The organism is Rhodococcus sp. NKCM2511, assembly GCF_014905595.1.
In the GTDB taxonomy this organism is placed as follows: domain Bacteria; phylum Actinomycetota; class Actinomycetes; order Mycobacteriales; family Mycobacteriaceae; genus Rhodococcoides; species Rhodococcoides fascians.
In genome coordinates this window covers 207,331-227,953 of sequence record NZ_BNHJ02000004.1, presented here as the reverse complement: position 1 = coordinate 227,953, position 20,623 = coordinate 207,331, and the positions used below count along the sequence as shown (strand labels likewise).

18 protein-coding genes are annotated in these 20,623 nt (G+C 64.5%); 11 read left to right on the top strand and 7 right to left on the bottom strand.

Annotated elements, in window-relative coordinates:
• The first annotated feature begins 174 nt into the window (after window positions 1–174).
• On the top strand, window positions 175–2,247 hold the full coding sequence (locus tag JLZ96_RS23115; RefSeq protein WP_201011358.1) for an HNH endonuclease signature motif containing protein: 2,073 nt from the start codon (window positions 175–177) through the stop codon (window positions 2,245–2,247).
• Window positions 2,248–2,271: 24 nt separating this feature from the next.
• Here JLZ96_RS23115 and JLZ96_RS23110 read toward each other — a convergent pair whose 3' ends face one another.
• Window positions 2,272–4,092: a pyridoxamine 5'-phosphate oxidase family protein gene (locus tag JLZ96_RS23110; protein ID WP_201011357.1), complete on the bottom strand. Its 1,821-nt coding sequence runs from the start codon at window positions 4,090–4,092 to the stop codon at window positions 2,272–2,274.
• A 134-nt stretch (window positions 4,093–4,226) separates the two neighbouring features.
• A complete protein-coding gene (locus JLZ96_RS23105) occupies window positions 4,227–5,108 on the bottom strand; it encodes an alpha/beta fold hydrolase (protein ID WP_094664850.1) in 882 nt (293 codons plus the stop codon).
• Window positions 5,109–5,194: 86 nt separating this feature from the next.
• Here JLZ96_RS23105 and JLZ96_RS23100 point away from each other — a divergent pair, with 86 nt between their 5' ends.
• Window positions 5,195–5,710 (top strand): CGNR zinc finger domain-containing protein, encoded by a 516-nt coding sequence (locus JLZ96_RS23100; RefSeq protein WP_094642896.1) that lies wholly within the window; start codon window positions 5,195–5,197, stop codon window positions 5,708–5,710.
• 189 nt (window positions 5,711–5,899) lie between these two features.
• Here the strand turns inward: JLZ96_RS23100 and JLZ96_RS23095 are convergent, their stop codons facing one another.
• Window positions 5,900–7,045, bottom strand: a complete 1,146-nt coding sequence (locus JLZ96_RS23095; protein WP_032388266.1) for an NADH:flavin oxidoreductase — start codon at window positions 7,043–7,045, stop codon at window positions 5,900–5,902.
• Window positions 7,046–7,110: 65 nt separating this feature from the next.
• Here JLZ96_RS23095 and JLZ96_RS23090 point away from each other — a divergent pair, with 65 nt between their 5' ends.
• The 4 genes from JLZ96_RS23090 (at window position 7,111) to JLZ96_RS23075 (ending at window position 11,068) form a co-directional block, all read left to right on the top strand.
• Entirely contained in the window at window positions 7,111–7,932 is an 822-nt protein-coding gene (locus JLZ96_RS23090; RefSeq protein WP_201011356.1) for a sulfurtransferase, read from the top strand.
• A gap of 72 nt (window positions 7,933–8,004) precedes the next feature.
• Complete coding sequence (locus tag JLZ96_RS23085; protein ID WP_032369358.1) at window positions 8,005–8,832, top strand: SDR family oxidoreductase; 828 nt, start codon at window positions 8,005–8,007, stop codon at window positions 8,830–8,832.
• A gap of 62 nt (window positions 8,833–8,894) precedes the next feature.
• Complete coding sequence (locus JLZ96_RS23080) at window positions 8,895–10,040, top strand: acyl-CoA dehydrogenase family protein (protein ID WP_239536539.1); 1,146 nt, start codon at window positions 8,895–8,897, stop codon at window positions 10,038–10,040.
• Between the two features lie 44 nt (window positions 10,041–10,084).
• The gene (locus JLZ96_RS23075; protein WP_201011355.1) at window positions 10,085–11,068 is read left to right on the top strand and encodes an ABC transporter substrate-binding protein; all 984 of its coding nucleotides are present in this window, start codon (window positions 10,085–10,087) and stop codon (window positions 11,066–11,068) included.
• Here the strand turns inward: JLZ96_RS23075 and JLZ96_RS25175 are convergent.
• Both JLZ96_RS25175 and JLZ96_RS23065 read right to left on the bottom strand, forming a co-directional pair.
• Window positions 11,065–12,093 (bottom strand): TIGR03086 family metal-binding protein, encoded by a 1,029-nt coding sequence (locus JLZ96_RS25175; RefSeq protein WP_201011354.1) that lies wholly within the window; start codon window positions 12,091–12,093, stop codon window positions 11,065–11,067. The genes JLZ96_RS23075 and JLZ96_RS25175 overlap by 4 nt on opposite strands.
• Entirely contained in the window at window positions 12,090–12,446 is a 357-nt protein-coding gene (locus JLZ96_RS23065; protein WP_032364507.1) for a helix-turn-helix transcriptional regulator, read from the bottom strand. The genes JLZ96_RS25175 and JLZ96_RS23065 overlap by 4 nt, the downstream gene beginning before the upstream one ends.
• A gap of 149 nt (window positions 12,447–12,595) precedes the next feature.
• Between JLZ96_RS23065 and JLZ96_RS23060 the strand changes: the two genes are divergently transcribed.
• From JLZ96_RS23060 to JLZ96_RS23040, 5 genes are all read left to right on the top strand, one after another.
• Entirely contained in the window at window positions 12,596–13,195 is a 600-nt protein-coding gene (locus JLZ96_RS23060; RefSeq protein WP_201011353.1) for a DJ-1/PfpI family protein, read from the top strand.
• Window positions 13,192–13,656 carry a MarR family winged helix-turn-helix transcriptional regulator gene (locus JLZ96_RS23055; RefSeq protein ID WP_201011352.1) on the top strand — a complete coding sequence of 155 codons (465 nt, stop codon included), beginning with the start codon at window positions 13,192–13,194 and terminating at the stop codon, window positions 13,654–13,656. The genes JLZ96_RS23060 and JLZ96_RS23055 overlap by 4 nt, the downstream gene beginning before the upstream one ends.
• Before the next feature lie 102 nt (window positions 13,657–13,758).
• Complete coding sequence (locus tag JLZ96_RS23050) at window positions 13,759–14,916, top strand: hypothetical protein (RefSeq protein WP_201011351.1); 1,158 nt, start codon at window positions 13,759–13,761, stop codon at window positions 14,914–14,916.
• A gap of 23 nt (window positions 14,917–14,939) precedes the next feature.
• Window positions 14,940–15,944: an aldo/keto reductase family protein gene (locus JLZ96_RS23045; protein WP_201011350.1), complete on the top strand. Its 1,005-nt coding sequence runs from the start codon at window positions 14,940–14,942 to the stop codon at window positions 15,942–15,944.
• 63 nt (window positions 15,945–16,007) lie between these two features.
• Window positions 16,008–17,369: an NAD(P)/FAD-dependent oxidoreductase gene (locus JLZ96_RS23040; protein WP_236254216.1), complete on the top strand. Its 1,362-nt coding sequence runs from the start codon at window positions 16,008–16,010 to the stop codon at window positions 17,367–17,369.
• Between the two features lie 53 nt (window positions 17,370–17,422).
• Here JLZ96_RS23040 and JLZ96_RS23035 read toward each other — a convergent pair whose 3' ends face one another.
• Both JLZ96_RS23035 and JLZ96_RS23030 read right to left on the bottom strand, forming a co-directional pair.
• Window positions 17,423–19,264: an NAD(P)/FAD-dependent oxidoreductase gene (locus tag JLZ96_RS23035; protein ID WP_032382166.1), complete on the bottom strand. Its 1,842-nt coding sequence runs from the start codon at window positions 19,262–19,264 to the stop codon at window positions 17,423–17,425.
• 92 nt (window positions 19,265–19,356) lie between these two features.
• Window positions 19,357–20,472 carry a hypothetical protein gene (locus tag JLZ96_RS23030; RefSeq protein WP_201011349.1) on the bottom strand — a complete coding sequence of 372 codons (1,116 nt, stop codon included), beginning with the start codon at window positions 20,470–20,472 and terminating at the stop codon, window positions 19,357–19,359.
• Window positions 20,473–20,623 lie beyond the last annotated feature (151 nt).

The window sequence follows — 20,623 nt, the reverse complement described above, 5'->3', positions numbered from 1 at the left end:
ACCGAGGATAGGCGTTGTCGAGTATTCGGGGGATGTGGCTCGGGTACGCGATCATCGCCGCGTCGGTCCGACGACCTGGGGTTCGACCGGTCCGGCGTTCTTGTCGGTGGGTCGGGATACTCTTCTTTCAGTTCGAACATGCGTTCTTGTTTCGATTCACTGGGGGGTGAAGAGATGGCGATACCGACGGTGTCGTTGGATGCGTTGACCGCTGCTGCGCGGGAAGAGAATCGGCTGGCGGCTCGCAAGATTTCCGCGTGCTACGACGTCCATCGGAGCTGGATCACTCTCGACACCAAGCACAAGCACTACAGCCGGTATGGGCGCACCGAGATGGCGGTGGCGTTGGGGTGTTCGGCGACGGTCGCCGAGGCGTATGTCTCGGTCGGGGTCGCCCTGCACACTCGACTGCCGCTGGTGAAGAAGGCATTCGAGGCTGGGGAGATCGACCTTCCGCGAGTGAGGGTGGTGTGCCGGATCCTCGACAACCTCTCGGACGACATCGTGAGGTCGGTCGAGGACGAGATCGTCGAGGCGGCCCGACGGTCGTCACCGGGGCCGTTGGAGAAGGAGATCTGGGACATTCTTCTGCGAGTCGCGCCAGAGGAAGCAGCTGCACTACGCGAGTTCGCGAAGAAGTTCCGCAATGTTTCCTACGCCCCGGCCGGCGAATTGGCCCGGATCCGAGCAGAATTGACCGCCCCCGAAGCGGCGGCCGCATGGCAGCTCCTGGAGGAAATGGCCGACACGCTCTGCCCGAAAGACCCACGCGGCAAACAAGATCGGCTGTGTGACGCCTTCATGGCGCGGATGCACGGAGAACCCCGGCTGGAATGCCTGTGTCAACGTGAGGACTGCCCGAAGAAAGATGCAGAGCTGCCGGACCGTCGGGTGCCGTTGACGATGGTCACTGTCGATATCGCGACGCTGATCGGATTGCTCGCGAACCCGGCGTACCTGGCCGGGCACGGATCCATCGATCCCGACCTCGCGCGGGAGTTGGCGCGCAACAGTCACTGGCAGGTCCTGCTCACCGAGGCGGTGACGCTGGCAGAAAAACTCGGACTGGCAGTGCAGAACCCGGAAACCGGGGAATGGGAACAACGCTTAGCAGAAACCACAGCCGAGCCGAGTGCGACAGAGCCCGAGCCGGCAGAGCCCGATACGGCAGAGCCTGACGCGGCAGAGCCTGACGCGACAGAGGCTGACGCGACAGAGGCTGACGCGGCAGAGCCCGACGCGACACAAACCAACGCGGAACCGGATACGCGAGTAACGCGGACTGGCACTGGCACTGGCACTGGCACTGGCACTGGCACTGGCACTGGCACTGGCACTGGCACTGGCACTGCAACGAACACAGCAGCGCCAGTACCGTCGATACCGCCACCTTCGGTACCGCCACCGTCCCTACCGGACCCAGGACCGCATCCCGGCGCAGGGCCGGGCCAGGGTTCAGGTTCGGTTGCCGCAGAATCGCATTCGAAGCCAACCCCGACACCGCCTGAGCCGACCGACTACAACGAGATCCAGTACCGGCAACGACGTCGGAATGCCTTGGCCTCCGCTGCAGCCCTGTTCTGTACTCACACACCCGTCGGCAGGGGCACACGGCATAGCTCTGCCCTCGACCTATCCTCGGCGGTCCACCCCGACAACCCGACGATCCGCCCCGCAGGCCGCACCGCACAGCGCACTTCCTCCGGCATCTATCTCGGCAACGCATCCCTGGCCGCAGCCCTCGAAGCCGCCATTGCCGCCGACCCCACCCTCGGCAAGTCCGTCGGGCGCGACCCCCTCACCGACCGAGCCCTGATCTACCGGCCCGACGCCCTCACCACCGCGGCAGTCCGGCTACGCGACCGCCATTGCCGTTTCCCCGGCTGCCACCGACCCGCGGCACGCTGCCAACTCGACCACATCATCGCCTTCGATCACGCCAATCCCCTCGGCGGCGGCTGGACGACGGTCAACAACCTCCAATGCCTCTGCGAATACCATCACAGCGTCAAAACCGCAGGCTACTGGACCGCCGTCATGCTCCCCGGCGGTGCCATCCTATGGACCTCCACCTCGAAGACAACCCGAATCACCCTGCCCGCCAACGGAACCGCGGTACCCATCCTCGGCAACGACCTCCGGCCCTGTATCCCCACCAAACCGCGACGATCCGGCATCATCGCCTACCCCGACCCACCGGACAACGAACAGCCGGAGACAGACGACACGGCAGCACCGCCCTTCTAGAGGCCGCGTTCTTGGATGCAACGTTCAGTAGTCGAACGCCTCGAACCTGACGTCCTCACCGGCCAACCACCCCAGAACTGCTGCGTGTAGAGGAGGCACAGCGCACACATAGAACTGCCTTCGCCCGACGTGGCCTACGGCTTTGACGTCGGACTCGGTCATTCGTCGTACGTATGTCCGGGCTCGGAGCTGTTCGAGAGTGCGTGCCTTGGCATGCCCGTCGGTGTCCAACTGTCCGGTGATGAACACCGCGATCGCCATCCCCAAGTGGCCGACCTGCTCGATGACGTCGACGGCGAGAGCCAGGTCCTCTGCGCGGATGCTCCACAGCAGGGTCAGCGCGAGTCCGGATTCGTGGGCAGCATGCGCCTGCGCCATGAAGGGCGTGATCCCGATCCCCGATGCCACGACCACTACGTCGTCGGTATCGGGTTGCGTATCGGCGTATCTGGTGTCGTCCTCGCCGCCGAAGCCCATGACATGGACGGCCAGGTCCGACCCTGGAGTCCACCGCGACAGCAGGCGGCTGACCGGTCCGTGCTCCCGAACGGTTATCTCTAATACATTGCTGCCCGAAGTGTTCGGTTCGCTGGACACCGTGAACGTTCTGATGAAGTCGTCGTTGAGGGAGCTCGGGTCATGATCGCGCATGTGCGACCAGCCACGATCGAGTCGATCCGAGAAGTCGAGGGTGACGTGTTGCCCTGCACTCCATCGCACCGGCGTCGACGACTCGCCCGGAGAAAGCCGGAATGTGTAGCGCGATATCGTCGGTGTGATCGGCAGCTTGTGGATCAGCGAGGCAAGCATTCTGTCCGCTGATCTGGGCCGCCGGCCCGAATCTCCGACCTCGCGGGCCAATCTTCGAACCGGCGGGTTGTACGGCGACGGGTCGAGCAGCGTGCCTCGGAATGCAAGGCCCTCTCTTACGAAGCGCACTGCCTCGATATCGATCCGTACAGCCATACTGCTATGTGGCAGAACGCTTTCAGCGGCATCTCCGATCAGTACCTCTGCGCGTCCCGTCAGGTAGAGGATGTCGCCGGTGTCGAAATCGGGAAAGGTGAGTCCCACTGCCCGGTCGGAAGTGATGTTTCCCAACGTCTGGTAGAGGCGGTTCCCCGAGTACTCCGGGTACACCAGGGTCACGCCCTCCGTGTCGGAGTTGCTGAATATCCGGACGAATCCTGGTGCCCCACCGCGGATGTTGGTGTCCATGCTGTGGGCACCGTGTCGGCTGGAGATGAGGAACGTGTCGGATCTGCCGATGAGGGCGAGGGCGTCGGCTGGTAGCGGGAGTGAATCGGTGATCAACTGCGGAGATGATGCGTAGGGTGTTATGGCCCGCTTGTTCAGATATTTGGGGCAGTTTCCGAGGGTTTCGTCGACTGCGACATTCACCTGTACGTCGATAGGTTCGCTGGTCTCCGAAGGCGTTGTGTTCGTTCGCCTTTCCATCACCATCCCGTCGTGCAGCCGTCCTGCGATCTTGACCCGGCCCCTTTGCTCGAGATCGATGACGAGGCCCGAGACCAGCCTTCCTCGTCCGTTCGTGGCTTCGTCGCCCACGAGACCCTCGAGCACTGGGTCGGTACCCGTCCAGTGAGCGCCCGGATCTGCGGGGCGAGGTTCGAGCCGGGTCCGAAACCTCACTCGGAGAACACTGTCCGCGGCCACGGTTGCTGTTCCCGGAGCGCCTCCGAGCAGCGTTGTCCACACACGGCCGTCGACGCCGATCGTCCCCAGCGCCACGAGTGGGCTCCGGCTCATCCAGGGTCCGTATGCGGCGGGCAGCCCTGGGACAGTGGGGTTGTCCTCGTACGGCACCTGCAGAAGACGGTGCATCGTCTCCTCCCCTGGATGCCACTGGCTCGGCATGTGGTCGTCATCTGCTCGCACGACGTCTGGCCTTTCTCCGAGGCTGTTGGCATACATGGCTATTGGGAACAACTGGTGCGGAATCGAGAACAAGTTCTCTATCAGGCTGCGTGTCGCGCCCCGGAAGATCGGTGCAGGAAGGTGGTGATCAGGGTGGCGACGTCGTCGAGGTGGCTTTCGAGGAGGAAGTGGCCCCCGTCCAGTAGATGAATTTCCGCGTCGGGGAGATCGCGCAGGAACGCGCGCGCGCCGTCGGGTCCGAAGATTTCGTCGTTCTTGCCCCAGACAGCAAGGAGTGGGGGACGACAATCGCGAAAGTAGCGCTGTACCGCGGGATACAGGCGGACGTTGGTCGGATAGTCGGCGAACAGCCGCAGTTGGATCTCGTCGATGCCGGGGCGGGTGAGTAGCGTGTGGTCGTGGATCCAAGCGTCGGGACTCAGGAGCGTCGAATCGGAGACACCGTGGACGTACTGCCATCGGACCGCGTCCAGTTCGAGCGCTTCGCGCAGCGGAGCCGCGGTTTCCGGTGTGCGGTTATTCGCGTAGGTCCATAGAGGAGCCCAGAACGAGTCGACGAACCCTTCCTCGTAGGCATTTCCGTTCTGAGTGACGATGGCGGTGATGCGATCGGGATGGCTGAGGGCGAGACGCCATCCGACGGGTGCGCCGTAGTCCTGGGTGTAGATCGCGTACCGGTCGAGACCCAGCTGCTCGAGGAGGTGATCGGTCACCGCGGTGAGCGTGTCGAAGGTGTAGTCGAAGTTGTCGACGGATGGAGCTGACGAGTATCCGAAGCCGATGAGGTCGGGTGCGATCACGTGAAAATGCTTGCCCAACAACGGGATGAGGTGGCGGAACATGAAAGAGCTCGAGGGTGTTCCGTGCAGCAGCACGATGGTGGGATCGGCGGGATTGCCGGCCTCGCGGTAGAAGACTTCGAGTCCGTCGACGGTGGTGGTGTGGTGATGAACGGCGACCATGAATAACCCCTATAGGTAGTTGATGTGGTTACTCCCATGACGGAACCACACTGGCCGTAACCTGTCAAGCGGTCTATGATGGTTACATGGACACCGCGGAAGCACGGGCGATCGACGAAGCGCTGCTGATCGACCTGCTCAACACCACACCGGTCGTGGATGATCAGCCGATCGATCTCTTGGCGGGCGACGCCGACGGCCGAGACTGGCTGAGTGCACGCGGCGGGACCGGAAGCGCCGAGGAGCTTCGGGTGTGTCGCGCTGTGCGTGACGACCTTCAGCGGGTGGTGCGGGGTGAGGCGTCACCGTCGTCGCTGAGAACGTACTTGGATGGCCTCTCGCGGGTGCCGGTGCTGACCGATGACGCGCTGGACTGGAATCTGCAGGTAGCCGAGGATCGCCGACTGGCTGCGCGAATAGTGCTGGCCTGGGCGGAGATTCGTGAGACTATTCCCGGCGCACTGCGTCCGTGTGCGAATGACGAGTGCCGCCTGTTTCTCCTGGATCGCTCCCGTGCGGGCACCGCGCGGTGGTGTTCGATGGCCACGTGTGGCAACAAGATGAAGGCCCGACGGCACCGTGCTCGGGCAGCGGGCGACTGATTGTCGCGCGCCGCAGCGGGCGCAGGGCGATCGCCCTCGTCGCGAACATTGTGCTGGCCGGCGCGGGGTGTGCCGTCTCCTGCTCGGGCGCAACACGCGAGCCCACGACCGACCGATCGTGGGCTCGTCGTGCAGGGGTGAGAGTCGCTCTCGGGCGCTAGGACCCGAGGGCGACCAGGGCTGGGGGCGTCAGACCAGGTTCCGAATGTGGTCGCGCGTGAATTCGATGCGCTCGTCGACGCGGCCGTCGCCGACCTTGTTCACCCACTCCGGATCGGAGAGCAGCGCGCGTCCGACAGCCACCAGATCGAACTCGCCGTCCTGGAACTGGCCCGCCAGCGCGTCCAATCCCGTCACACCGGAGGCCGCGTCCTCCGACCATGCCGAGGTGAACACCGAATCGAGGCCCACGGAGCCGACGGTGATGGTCGGAACGCCGGTGAGCTTGCGCGTCCAACCGGCCAGACCGAGCTTGCCGTCCACTCCGTCCAGTTCGGGGAATGCCGGATCCCAGTGCCGACGAGTCGAAGCATGCAGTACGTCCACGCCTGCTTCGACCAGCGGCGTGAGGACGCGATCGAGTTCGGCCGGGTTCTCTGCGAGTCGAGCGTCGAAGTGGTTGCTCTTCCACTGCGAGAAGCGGTAGACGATCGCGAAGTCCTCACCCACCGCGGCGCGGATCGCAGCGACAACCTGTGCGGGGAAGCGGGTACGGGCCTCGAGAGATCCGCCGAATTCGTCGTCACGCACATTGGTTGTTGCCCAGAGGAATTCGTCGAGAAGGTAACCGTGAGCACCGTGCAGTTCCAGGCCGTCGAAGCCGGTGTTCTTCGCGTTGACGGCAGCCTGAACCCAGTGCGAGGTCAGTTCGTCGAGATCGGCGTCGGTGAAGGCGCGACCGACCGAGGAGCCGTCGAGAGCGATGCCGGACGGGCTGACGGTGGTGACGTCGGGGAACAGGCGTGGCTCGGTGCCGCGCTCGACCCCCAGGTGCCACAGCTGGGGGATGATCGCGCTGCCCTCGGCGTGGACTGCATCGACGACGCCCTTCCATCCTTCGAGGCTGGCGTCGCCGTAGATCCGCGGTACGCGGGTGTGCGGTCCTGCGGCGGGGTCGGGGATATACGTGCCCTCGGTGATGATGAGGCCGGTGCCGCCTGCTGCACGTTTGCGGTAGTACTCCGCCACGTCCGGGCCGGGGATGCCGTCGGGCGAGAACGCCCTCGTCATCGGGGCCATCGCGAAGCGGTTACGCAGCTTCAGCGACTTGACCTCGAACGGCTCGAAGAGCCCGGCGGTGGACAGGTGCGGTGTTGTCGTTGCAGTTTCGGTCACGCCTGCGCACAACCTGGTCGGACTCCGAGCTATTCCCCCTCCCGGACTGTTAGCGTCGAAACACTATGAGCCAGTCGCCGCTGATATCAGCTTCCGAATTGCACGGTCTGTTCGAGATGGGTCGCGGCCCCGTGGTCCTGGACATTCGGTGGACCCTCCAAAACGGTAGCGACAGAGCAGGTTACGAGGCGGGGCACATCCCGACCGCGCAATTCGTCGATCTCGGTACGGAACTGGCCGCACCGCCGGACGATCGTGGTCGCCATCCGCTGCCCGACGCGGATACGTTCGTCGCGGCAATGCGGGGAGCCGGAGTCGGCGACGATTCCGCGGTGGTGGTCTACGACGCGGGGCCGGCAACTGCGGCTGCGCGGGCCTGGTGGTTGCTCCGCTACTTCGGCCACCGGAATGTGCGCGTCCTCGACGGCGGGTTCGCGCGATGGGTCGACGAGGGCTATTCCGTCGGCACCGAGCCCTCGATCGTGGCGGCCGGATCGTTCACGGCGCGGCCGCCGCTGGCTCGGGTCCTCGAGGTCGAGGACGTGCTGGCCTTCGCCCGCGAGAACGTCCTGCTCGACGCCCGCGCACCCGAGCGATTCCGCGGCGAGGTCGAGCCAGTCGATCCTGTGGCCGGCCACATCCCCGGGGCGGTCAACAGGCCGACGACCGACAATGTCGATTCCGACGGGCGCTTCCTGTCCCCGGAGGTACTCGATGGCGCATTCGGTGGACTCGTACCGAAGGGTAAGGACGTCGCCGTCTACTGCGGCTCGGGCGTGACCGCTGCACATCAGGTTCTCGCACTGGAGTTGGCAGGCATCGACGCGGCGTTGTATCCCGGCTCGTGGTCGGGTTGGATCACCGATCCGACGCGGCCGAGGGCATGACACACCGGCGCTGAGCTGGCAGTTCATCCAATCAGGGTTGAACTTGAATCTGACTTCAACTATACCTGGGGAATGAAGGTTGCAGGCAAGGTCGCCATCGTCACCGGAGGTGGTGGCGGAATCGGCGGAGCCATCGCCGCCAGACTCGCCGAACACGGCGCCCGCGTCGTCGTCTCCGATGTGGACGAGTCCACGGCCCGATCCGTGGTCGACGCCATCGAGCGAGACCGGCCGGGCACAGCCGTCGCTGCCGCGGCCGACGCGTCGGACATCGGGGATATCGAGCGGCTGATCGCGGTCGCCGAAGAGTCGTTCGGTCCGGTCGATCTGTATTTCGCAAACGCCGGCATCAGCGGTGCCCCCGGGCTCGACGCCAGCGAACAGGATTGGGACTTGTCCTTCGACGTCAACGTGCGCGCACACATCCGCGCTGCGCAGCTGTTGGTGCCGGGTTGGCTCGAACGTGGTGAGGGCTACTTCGTCAGTACGGCCTCGGCAGCCGGCTTGCTCACCCAGATCGGTTCCGCGACATACGCGACGACCAAGCATGCTGCGGTCGGGTTCGCCGAATGGCTCAACGTCACCTACGGCAATCGGGGCATTCGCGTCAGCTGCCTGTGCCCGATGGGCGTCAATACCAAGCTGCTCTACGAAGGCCGCGAATCGGGAGATGCCCTGGGAGCGGCCGCAACTGCCGCGGTACTGAGCGCGGGCGCTGTGCTGGAGCCGCTCGACGTCGCCGACGTGGTGCTCGACGCGATGGACCGGGAGCAGTTCCTGATCCTGCCCCACGAGAACGTACTGGACATGTACCGCAACAAAGGTGCCGATTACGACCGGTGGTTGCGCGGCATGCGCCGCTACCAGGACAGCTTGCTCGACAACCAACAGGGGAACTGAACGTGGCATTTTTCGAGACCAGCGACCGCGCAAAAAAGTACGAGTCGGATCTGTTGGAGTTCATGGACTCTCACGTCTATCCGGCGGAGGCGGTGTACGAGCAGCAGATGCTCGAAGCCGGGGACCCGCACTTCCATCCCCCGATTCTCGAGGACCTGAAGAAGGAAGCGCGCTCGCGTGGACTGTGGAATCTGTTCCATCCGCACCCCGAGTGGGGCCCCGGCCTGACCAACCTCGAATATGCCCCGCTGGCCGAGATCATGGGCCGCAGCCTGCTCGCCCCCGAAGCCTGCAACTGCAACGCACCCGATACCGGCAACATGGAGGTGTTCACCCTCTTCGGTACCGACGAGCACAAAGAGAAGTACCTGAAGCCGTTGCTGGACGGCAAGATTCGTTCGGCCTTCGCGATGACCGAGCCCGACGTCGCCAGTTCCGATGCCACCAACATCGCGATGAAGATGGACCGCGACGGCGACGACTTCATCCTGAACGGGCGCAAATGGTGGACGTCGAACGCGATGCACAAGAACTGCAAGGTTCTGATCGTCATGGGCAAGACCGACCCTGAGGCAGCAACGCACCGGCAGCAGTCGATGCTCGTCGTGCCCATCGATGCGCCCGGCGTCACCGTGCTGCGCAACCTGCCCGTCTTCGGCTACGTCGACCGAGAGGGCCACGCCGAGGTTCTCTTCGAGGACGTGCGGGTGCCGGCGAAGGACGTGCTGAAGGGGCCGGGTGAGGGGTTTGCTATCAGTCAGGCTCGGCTGGGGCCCGGCCGTATCCACCACGCGATGCGGACCATCGGTGTTGCGGAACGGGCGCTCGAATTACTTTGTCGCCGTGCGGTTTCACGGGTGACCTTCGGCAAGCCGGTCGCCATGCGTGCGAACATCCAGGACTGGATCGCCGAGGCGCGCATCGAGATCGAGAAGACGCGGCTGCTCACGTTCAAGGCCGCGTACCTGATGGACACCGTCGGAAACAAGGAAGCACGCACCGAGATCGCCGCGATCAAGGTCGCTGCGCCCGAGATGGCGCTGAAGATCATCGACCGCGCCATTCAGGTGCACGGCGGCGGCGGAGTCAGCAACGACTTCCCGCTGGCGATGATGTACGCACACGTGCGGACGCTGCGGCTCGCCGATGGTCCCGACGAGGTGCACAAGATGTCCATCGCGAAGATGGAGCTGCGCAAGTACATGTGAACGTAGCCCACCTCAGGAAGGCAAGGCTGTGCTAATTTCTGCCGATGACAAGGACCTTCCTGGGGTGCGCATTTGCCGTCGCCACGGCCCTGACGCTGGCATCGTGCAGCAGCAACACCGCTGACGACGCCGGCTCCGACACCCGCAGCGTCACCGTCGACACACTCGCCGGACCCACGCAGATCACGGGAACGCCACAGCGCATCGTCGCATTCGGGCAGCAGTGGGTGGACGCGCTGCTCGAATTCGACGTGCAACCCGTCGGGTATGTCTCCGCCGGATCGAACGGCGACGAACGCGGGCTCTACCCCTGGCAGTCCGCAGTGGGTGCGGATGCCCAGATGCTCGACTCGGCCGCCGTCGATCAGATGGGGGCTTCGGTGCCGACCGAGCAGATCGCGGCGCTACAGCCCGACCTGATCCTGCTGTCGGGGATACCGTCGATAGAGCCGTACAAGAGCTTGTCCGACGTCGCGCCCACGATATTTCCGAAGGCGGAGAAGGTCGAGACGTGGGAATCGCAGATCGAGACGCTCGGGCGGGTGCTCGATCGCGAGGACGATGCACAGAGCATCATCGACGAGGGGCATGCCGTAACCGATGGCATCCGTCAGCAGTACCCGGCGCTCGACGGTAAGTCGGCTGTGTTGTCGCAGTTCGTTTTCGACAGTCAGCAGCTTGCGGTCGTCGCCGACCCGGAGGACGGTGCCGCGAAGGTCTTCGACAGCATCGGACTCGACGTCCCGCAGGATTTGGTGAACTCGCCCGACATCTCTCACGGCCGGATCGTGCTGAGCCCCGAACGGCTGGACGTTCTCACCGCAGACCTCGTGGTCATTCTCCCCAACGGCGGCACGCGCGAAGACCTCGAACAACTTCCGGGGTTCACCAGCCTGCCCGCGGCGACCGACGGCGGAGTTGCCGTCGTCGACTACGCGACGGTGGTGGGATTCAATACACCATCGAAAGCGTCGGTCGAGTTCTCGCTGAACAAGATTCGTCCGCAGCTCGAGGCTGTGGGTACCTAACTCTCGGGTGACCAGGACGGGTCGCGTCCGATGAAGGCCATCAACCTGTCCTGGGCGGATGCGTTGTCGTCGACGTCGACGGCGGGGCCGAACTGCCCGCTCTCGCGGAGCACGCGGTCCATCGGTTTCATGGCGATCAGCGCTGCGGCGCAACGCTCTTCGCCGAGATCGGGTTCGCTTCCCAGGGCTTTGGCCAAGTCCCAGGTGTGCATCCACACATCAGCGGTATAGAACCGGTCGATCGCGTCTTCGACCGGCATGTCGCCGATGTGCGGATTGCTCAGGATGCGGCCCGCGGGGGCGTCGAGGATGGCTTGGATGTCGGCGACGTGTCGCGCCCACGCGGCGGCGGGGTCGGGCGCCACGTCGAGTTCGGTGAGCTCGACACCCTCGACACCGCCGAGGAAACCACGTGACCAACCGACGAGATGTTCGACGACACCCAGCGCGTTCCACTCCGGTACCGGACTGGGCCGAGACCACGCGTCCCCGGAAACGGATTCGACCAACGCCGTGAACGCGGCGGCGTCCCGTGCATGCTGCGCAGCCGGTCCCGTCAACAGTGCATCGAGTTTCTCGTAGCCCTCCCTGACTCCGACATCCATTCCGCTGGAGAGCATCCCGTCTCGGGTTGCGATGTCGGACAGGACGCTCAGCACCCTCAATCGCGTGCCGCCGTCGTCGCGGGCCTCGAAAGCCATGGTCTCGAGGGCGACCGAATCCGGATCGCCTTCGTAGGTGAAGGTCCACACGATCCGCTCGTTCGCGCGAACCTCGTGGAAGCTGCCGAAGAACGACGCGATCTCTTCGCCGTCGCGGTCGTTCGCGAACGACCATGCACCGCCGGTTCGTGCGTCCCACGCGATGATTCGCGTCGCCACCGACCGTGGGCCCACCCACCGCCGATACAGATCGGGGTCGACGTGTGCGCGGAACACCTGCTCGGGCGACGCGTCGAACTGCCGGATGATCTCGATGGTGGGTACTTTGTCGTCCGCTACTATCTCGGTTTCGTGCTCGGTCATGACACGTCCTTCTGAGAGTCGTCTTGTGTTACAACGTGATCCAGTAGGTCGTCGAGGCGTCGGTAGCGCTGCTCGGCCTCCTGGCGATAACGCTCGATCCACTTCGCCATCAGTCCGAACACCTCCGCATCCAAATGCACCGGTCTGCGCTGGGCGTCTTTGCTGCGCGTCACCAGCCCGGCGTCTTCGAGCACCTTCACGTGCTTGGAGACGGCCTGCAGGCTCATGTCGTACGGCTCGGCCAGTTCGCTGACGTTGGCGTCGGCACCCGCAAGCCGAGCAACCATGTCACGCCGAGTGGGGTCCGCCAACGCTGCAAAGGTTCGATTGAGCTGCTCGATACGGTCGTCCATGGTCACCCACCTCCTCGAATACAGCCAAGATATGCCCCTCGAGCTGTGTAGTCAACCGATTGGTTTACAAATCTCGCAGAAGGGTTGACAGCCTGCTGTCGTGCGCGCAATATTGACAGCATCCTGTCAATCGACGTGAGGACCGTTCCATGATCACCGTTGCGCTGTATGCCACCGACACCATGGCCGATTGGGAGTACGGCTACCTCATCGCCGGGCTCGCGATGGCCCGCGAGCAGAATCCCGACGCCAACCGGTTGCTCGTCGCATCGGAGTCGGGGGAGGCGGTGACGACGATGGGCGGCCTGAGGATTACCCCCGACGTTGCGTTGGCCGATCTTCCGCCCGTCGACGCGCTGATCCTGCCCGGTGCCGGCACGTGGGAATCCGCCAACGGGGCGGCGTTGGAACTGGCCGCCGAACTTGTTGCGGCGGGCACTCCGGTCGCAGCAATCTGCGGGGCAACCTACGGGCTGGCTCGGACCGGCCTGCTCGACGACCGGCCGCATACCTCGAATGCGGCCGAATTCCTCACTCAGGCTGCGGAATACCGCGGAGCGGAGCATTACCGTGAGGAGAAGGCAGTGTCCGACGGCACCGTCATCACCGCGGGAGCGACCGCACCGATCGAGTTCGCCAAGCTGGTGTTCGAGCGCCTGGAGGTGTTCCCGCAGCCCATCATCGACGCATGGTACGGGCTCTACACGACGGGGGAGCGCAGATTCTACGACCAGCTGACGGGCGCATGAGCCGACGAACGCCGGAGGGAGATGCGCTCACCGAGGTGGTCCTGCCGGTCTTCGAGCTCAACGGCGAATTCCTCGCTGCCGCACAGGACATCACCGAGCCAACAGGATTGACGCCGGCCTGGTGGCAGGTTCTCGGGGCCACTCTCGACGAGCCGCTCTCGGTGGCCGATATCGCGCGACGCGTCGGTCTGGGTTTGGCGCGGCAAAGTGTGCAACGGACCGCAAACCTGTTGGTGGACAAGGGCTGGGCCGTCTACATCGAGAATCCGAACCACAAGCGAGCGAAGCTCCTCGAGCCCACCCCGAAGGGACGCGAGACCGTAGCCGCTCTGCGAGATGCTCAACACGCGTGGTCGGACGCGGTGGGTGCCGCGGTGGGTGAGGACGAATTGCGTGCTTTTGCAGAGACTTTGGTGAAGATTGTTGCCGCATCCCGCGCCTACCGTGGTGGCCGTGCATAATTCGGGGATGTCAGCGCTCGCGATCGTTCTTTCCGGACTCCTGGCCGGTTTGCTCTCGCAATCCGACGGGGTCGATATGTCGGCGACACCAGCGTCGTGGGTGTGGTGTTCTCCAGCGGCGGAGGGGGAGTCGCCGTAGCAGTGATTCTGGCGTCGGGTCTGGCTATGCTCGTCCGTCGGCGCAGTATTCTGGCCGGCCTGTCCATCGCTGCGGCCATTGGCGCCGGGGTGACGGCCCTGATGATGCCCTCCGACCTCGCCGAGGTGGTGGCAGGCGGAGTTCTGTTGGGATGCACTGCAGTACGGGCGAACGGTGTACGAACTCGGCAAGCACTGTCGATCGGGTCGTTCCTCGTCGGACTACTCAGTGCAGGCGCGGTCGAGGCCTTGCAGCATCCGAGTATCCCGCGGCGCTACGCCGACTACCTCACCGAATCCGATATCGGCCCGCCGGTGGTCGTTCCTGTGCTGTGCGTACTGGTCGTAATTGCAGTGGCCTCGGCAGCTCGTGTCGACCGCAGCGACGACCATGTGCCACCGGAACGGAGCATCCGCACGGTCGGGGCGATACTACTGATCTCGATCGGTGGCTTGCTGCTCAATATGTTGTTCGTGCAGATGCTGTTTCGAGCTGAAGACGGCTTCGGTGGAAGCTGGTACTTCGGCCTCCTCGTCGTACCGGTGCTGTTCACTGCCGCCGCTCTGCTACCGGGTCGCGGAGGCATTCTTGTGCTCGCCGGGACAGCCGTGTTGCTCACCTCGACCACCACCTCTGGGGTGGGCATCGATGTGTCGGACGGTATCTGGGTGCTCGGGCTCGTGGCAATCACGGCAGTTGCGGTGACAGTGGGCGCGGCACTGGGGCTGCGATGGGGGCGACCCTTCGTCGGCTTCGCGACCCTGGCAGTGGTGTGTACGAGCGCGCTGTTCGAGCACCCGCCGTGGGACAACGTGCACTACGCGGCAAGTCTGGTGATCTTTCCGGCCGCTGCGGCCTACCTGTACGTTGCGTGCACGCCGGCTACTACCGCTCCCTCGACCCCCACGCCCTTGACCATCGGCCTCGCGGTACCGGTGGCGATCACGGTGCCGATGGTCGTCACCTACGGCTGGACTGCGTACACGCCGCTCACATCCGCCCTGCACAACTCCACGTGGCCCAGCATGGAACTGTGGCTCTCCACGGGCGCGGCAGTGGTAGCGGTGGTCCTCGCAGGCGTCGGGACGCGGTTCCTCGGCCGTCGGCCACTTGTGAATTGATCACCGGAGTACCGTTTTCTTACATGGCTTACAGATACCTCGGAAACAGTGGACTGAAGATTTCGGAGATCACGTACGGCAATTGGTTGACCCATGGTTCGCAGGTGGAGAACGACATCGCGACCCAGTGCGTGCGTGCGGCTCTCGATGCAGGCATCACCACATTCGATACCGCCGATGTCTACGCCAACGGGGCTGCGGAAACGGTCCTCGGTGACGCGTTGAAGGGCGAGCGTCGCGAATCGCTCGAGATCTTCACCAAGGTCTACTTCCCCGTCGGACCCAAGGGCCCCAACGACACCGGTCTGTCCCGCAAACACATCCTCGAAGGCATAGACGCGTCGCTGCGTCGGCTCGGTACCGACTACGTCGACCTCTACCAGGCGCATCGCTACGACGTCGAGACCCCGCTCGAAGAGACCATCGCCGCGTTCGGCGACGTCGTCCGTCAGGGCAAGGCCCTCTACATCGGCGTCTCGGAGTGGACGGCAGATCAGCTCCGCGCCGGCCAGGAACTGGCACGGCAGAACGGATTCTCGATCATCTCGAACCAGCCGCAGTACTCGGCCCTATGGCGCGTCATCGAGGATCAGGTGATCCCGGCGTCCAAGGAACTCGGCATCTCGCAGATCGTGTGGTCGCCCATCGCTCAGGGCGTTCTCACCGGCAAGTACCTACCCGGACAACCGCTGCCCGACGGTTCGCGCGCCAAGGACGACAAGGGCGGCGACAAGATGATCGCGCGCTACCTCGACGATCAGACGCTCACCCGGGTGCAGGCACTCAAGCCGATCGCCGACGATCTCGGAATCACCATGGCGCAGTTGGCTGTTGCCTGGGTTCTGGCCAACGACAACGTTTCCGCCGCGCTGGTCGGGGCATCGCGTCCCGAGCAGATCGCCGAGAACATCAAGGCGTCCGAGGTCACCCTGGACGCGGATGTACTCGCCAAGATCGACGGAGCCCTCGGCGACTCGGTCGAGCGTGATGCGGGCAAGACCGGCTCCCCGGAAGCCCGGTTGGTCTAGAAATTCGTCGACCGGTCCACGTTTGACGGGGCGGAGCTGCGGTACTCGGCGTTAATGTGGACCATGCGCTCACCACTCCGTAATCGCAGCACCGCCCCGGCTCCTGCATCCCCAGCCCGGGTGGTGGTGGTCGGCGGCGGGTTCGGCGGCTTCTACGCACTGCGCAAGATGCAGAAGTTGTTGGGCCCGGACCGCGCCTCGTTCACCCTGGTTGCGCCCAACGACTACCTGCTCTACAGTCCGCTGCTGCCCGAGGTCGCCACCGGTGTGCTGGACCCCAGAGACATCGCAGTGTCGACACGACAGACGTTGCGGCGCACCAAGTTGGTTCTGGGACACGTCACGTCCGTCGACTTCGAGAATCGACGCGTTCGTGTCGCCGGCCCCGACGGTGATTCGGAACTGGCCTGGGACAAGCTGATTCTGGCTCCGGGTTCGGTGACGAGGCAGTTCGACATCCCCGGTGTAGCCGAGCACGCACACGGTCTCAAGACCCTGAGCGAAGCGGTGTTCATTCGCAACCACGTGTTGAAGCAGTTGGATGCAGCCGACGAACTGCCCGACACGCCGGAGGGCCGCGCCGAACGCAAGGGACGGCTCACCGTCGTCGCTGTGGGAGCCGGCTATACGGGCACCGAATTCGTTGCGCAGATGCAGAATTGGATTCGCGGTATCGCTACCCGGTGGGCGACGGTCGACCCGTCGGACATCCGGTGGTTGCTCATCGACCTCGCGCCGGCGGTGCTGCCGGAACTGGGCGAGCGACTCGGCAAGGAAGCAATGGAAGTCCTCGCGGCGCGCGGCGTGGAGGTGCGTCTCGGGGTGTCGGTGGAATCGGCCACGGCGAACGCAGTGACGCTGACGGACGGCGACGTCGTACCGACACGCACCCTGGTGTGGGGAGCGGGCGTGGCTGCGAGCCCCCTCATCGCGCAACTCGACCTGCCGACCGAAAAGGGGCGGCTTGTGGTGAACCCCGACCTCACGGTCCCCGGCGTGGACGACGTCTGGGCCATCGGTGACGCGGCCGCGGTGCCCGATATCGCCGCCGACCCGTCGAAGCCGACGCCGCCCACCGCGCAGCACGCGCAGCGGCAGGGCACAGCGGTGGCCAAGAACGTCGCCGCGTCCCTCGGTGTCGGCACTGCTCGACCGTACCGACACAAGGATCTGGGACTGGTCGCCGACCTGGGCGGATTCGACGGTGTGGCAAAGCCTTTGGGTGTGCCCCTCACCGGACCCGTCGCGAAGTTCGTCGCCCGCGGTTATCACCTCTATGCCCTGCCCACCGCCTCCGCCCGGGTGCGCGTGGCCACCGATTGGCTGTACTCGACGGTGCTGTCCACCCGCGTGGTCAACCTCGATCAGGTGCGCTCCGAGGATGCGTTGATCGCCAAGGCGCAGGGGACCGGCGTGTACGACTAGACAGCCATGTGCGCGGAAACTCGTAGCCCACTACGAGTTTCCGCGCACGACCGTCACCGCAGGTGATGCACCTCCTGCAGCCCGTAGACCGGGGTGTCGATGCCCTCGTAACGCGCCTTGATCTGCAGCGCCAAGTACAGCGAATAGTGGCGTGACTGATGCAGATTGCCGCCGTGGAACCAGAAGTTCTCCTGCTGCGTCGGCTTCCACATGTTCCGCTGTTCGCCCTCCCACGGACCGGGATCCTTGGTGGTGTCCGAGCCCAGGCCCCAGCACTTGCCCACCTTGTCGGCGGTTTCCTGGTCGATGAGATCGGCGACCCAGCCGTTCATCGAGCCGTAGCCGGTGGCGTAGACGATGAGGTCCGCCGGTAGTTCGGTCCCGTCCTCGAGTACGACGCCGGTCTTGCTGATCCGCTCCACCTGTCCGGCAACGAGTTTGATCTTGCCGTCCGCGACGAGCTCGGATGCGCCGACGTCGATGTAATAGCCCGAGCCGCGGCGCAGGTACTTCATGAACAGGCCGGAACCGTCGTCACCGAAGTCGTGCTGGAAGCCTGCCTTCTCGAGACGGTCGTAGAAATCCTTGTCCTGCTCCGCGATCTGCTGATACACCGGGATCTGGAACTCGTGCATGATCCGGTACGGCAGCGACGCGAACGTGAGATCGGCTTTGGCCGTGGTCATTCCGGACTCCACCGCGCGCTCCGAGTACAGATCGCCGAGAGCGATCTCGCACAACGAATCCGACTTGACGATGTGCGTGGACGAGCGCTGCAGCATCGTGACGTCGACGCCCGTCTCGTAGAGCGCCTTGCAGATGTCGTGCGCCGAGTTGTTGGAACCGACGACCACCACGCGCTTGCCGACATAGGCGTCGGGACCGGGGTGTTCGCTGGAATGGTGCTGCTCGCCCTCGAATTCGTCCATGCCGGGGAAGTTCGGCACGTTCTTCTTGCCCGACATTCCGGTGGCCATCACCAACTGCTTGGGCCGCAGGATCACTTCCTCGCCGTCGCGGTCGACGACGACGGTCCACTCCTTCGCGGTCTCGTCGTAGGTCGCGGACTTCGCGGTCGTCTTGCTCCAGTACGGAACCTCCATGACCTTGGTGTACATCTCGAGCCAGTCGCCGATCTTGTCCTTCGGTGCGAACACCGGCCAGTTCGGCGGGAACGGCAGGTAGGGCAGATGGTCGTACCAGACCGGGTCGTGCAGGCACAGTGACTTGTATCGGCCACGCCACTGATCTCCGGGGCGCTCGGCACGGTCGACGACGATCGCCGGGACGCCGAGTTGACGGAACCGAGCACCGAGAGCGATGCCGCCCTGCCCGCCGCCGACGACGAGGACGTACGGCTGCACGCTGTAGCCGAGCTCCTTCTCCTCCATCTCCTTCTTCTCGGCCCAGTTCTGGGTATCGGCATTCGAGCCGTGCACGGCACCCTTGATGCGGGACTTGCCCTGCCGCTCCTCGTATCCCTTGAGCTCCTGCATCGTCGTCAGCAGCGTCCACGCCACGTCGTCACCGGTCTCGGCGTCCGTCGTCAAACGCAGATGTCCCTTGCCGCGGCTCGTCGCCGTCTCGAATGCGATCCACGCCGAGACGACGCCGTCTGCTTCGTCGGGGGTCTCGGTGGTGTGAAATCCCGTCGGGTCGGTATCGGCGAGCCTCTCGCCCAGCATGTCGGCGACGCCGTCCCGGCCCTCGACCGTCTTGAGGTTCCAGGTGAACGTGACGAGATCGCGCCAGAAGCTGCTGACGGCGAACATGCCGGCAACACGAGGAATGTCCCGGGCGACCAGGGCGTCCTCGAACTTCGACAACCAGGCGTCGACCCGTTCCTGCGGGGTGTGCGTGCGGGTGATCGAGTCGGGCTCGATGGTCTGGGTCATGAAAACTCCTTGCGATGAAGAGGTGCCGTGTATGTGACCCAGCACACTCTCTTCGGAGAGCCGGGTCGAGAGTTGCAATGCGTTGCAGCGGCTCATGCCGGTGACAGCTTCTTCAACCCCAACGACTGGAATCCGACGACGTAGATCAATGTCCACAGCACCAGCCAGTCGACGAAGCCCAGTGCGTTACCGGAGATCCCGGCAGCGACGACGGGTTCGTGGAGCACGTGCTGGGCAAGTACGTAGTAGTAGGCCAGGAACGTGCCGATGGCCAGCGCGAAAGTCAGTAGTGCGCGTCCCGCCGCCGGGAAGCGATTACCGAAGCCGTTCGCCCAAAAGATCATCCAGAATGCCCAGCAGACTCCGATCTGTGCCGGGAACTGGTTGATGACCGTGCCGAGTTCTGCGGTGGCTTCCGAGCCGACGAGTAGCTTCGCGAGCGGAACCATCAGGAAGTAGATCGCCGTGCCGAGCACCGCGTTGCCGACGGTGGCCGCCAGTGCGGTCCGTCCGCCGCCACCGGCCAATTTCCAGGGCCAGTTGTCGAGGGTCTGGCCGGTCAGGATCACCGAGACGACGATCGAGTAGAACCAGCCGAGTGCGGTGTCCACGGACATCAGGGGATCGGTGGCCGAGAGCGAGACCGACGGCAGTCCGAACACGAAGTACAACGCGAGGGTCGGGACGGCGACGAATGCGATCTCGCACAGCCCGATCAGCGGTTGCTTCATGCGCAGCACGGTCCACGGCCAGTGCTGCCAGTTGAGGACCACCATGACCCAGGTGCCGAATCCGAACAGCACGAACAGCGCTCCGGCGAAGTAGCCGAGCCCGCCGTCACGAGAACCGGCGAAATCCGGATACAACGCCCCGAGGCCGCTGCCGAGGATCCAGGTGACGGCAACGGCGAACACCGCCGTCGAAGTCAGGATCGCGAGCCCGCGCATCGGTTGCTTCAGAGAGTCGAATCCGGCGAATTCACAATCGAATCCGATGAACACGATGAAGAGAATGGCCCAGAACAGCGCGGCGTTGAACGGCAGGGGATAGAAGTTCCAGGGACTGGTGGTGGGATCGGCGAGCACATACCAGGTCACCAGCGACACGGCCGTGACCACGGCGAGGTTGGCCAGTCCGAATATGAGCCAGTTGCCCTGTGTTGACGCCGTTTTCGGCTCGTCGAGGGGTCGGTCTGCGGTTGCGGTCATGGGTTCTCTTCTCGGTGGGGCGACAGGGTCGCCGTCACTATGAGCTGAATCACAGCCCACCCGTCAGGGTTGCGGGAGGTTGCAGTGCGGCCGATTCGATGCAACGCACTGCAACCCTGTCGGAAGTGGTCGTCGTCACATAAACCTGTGT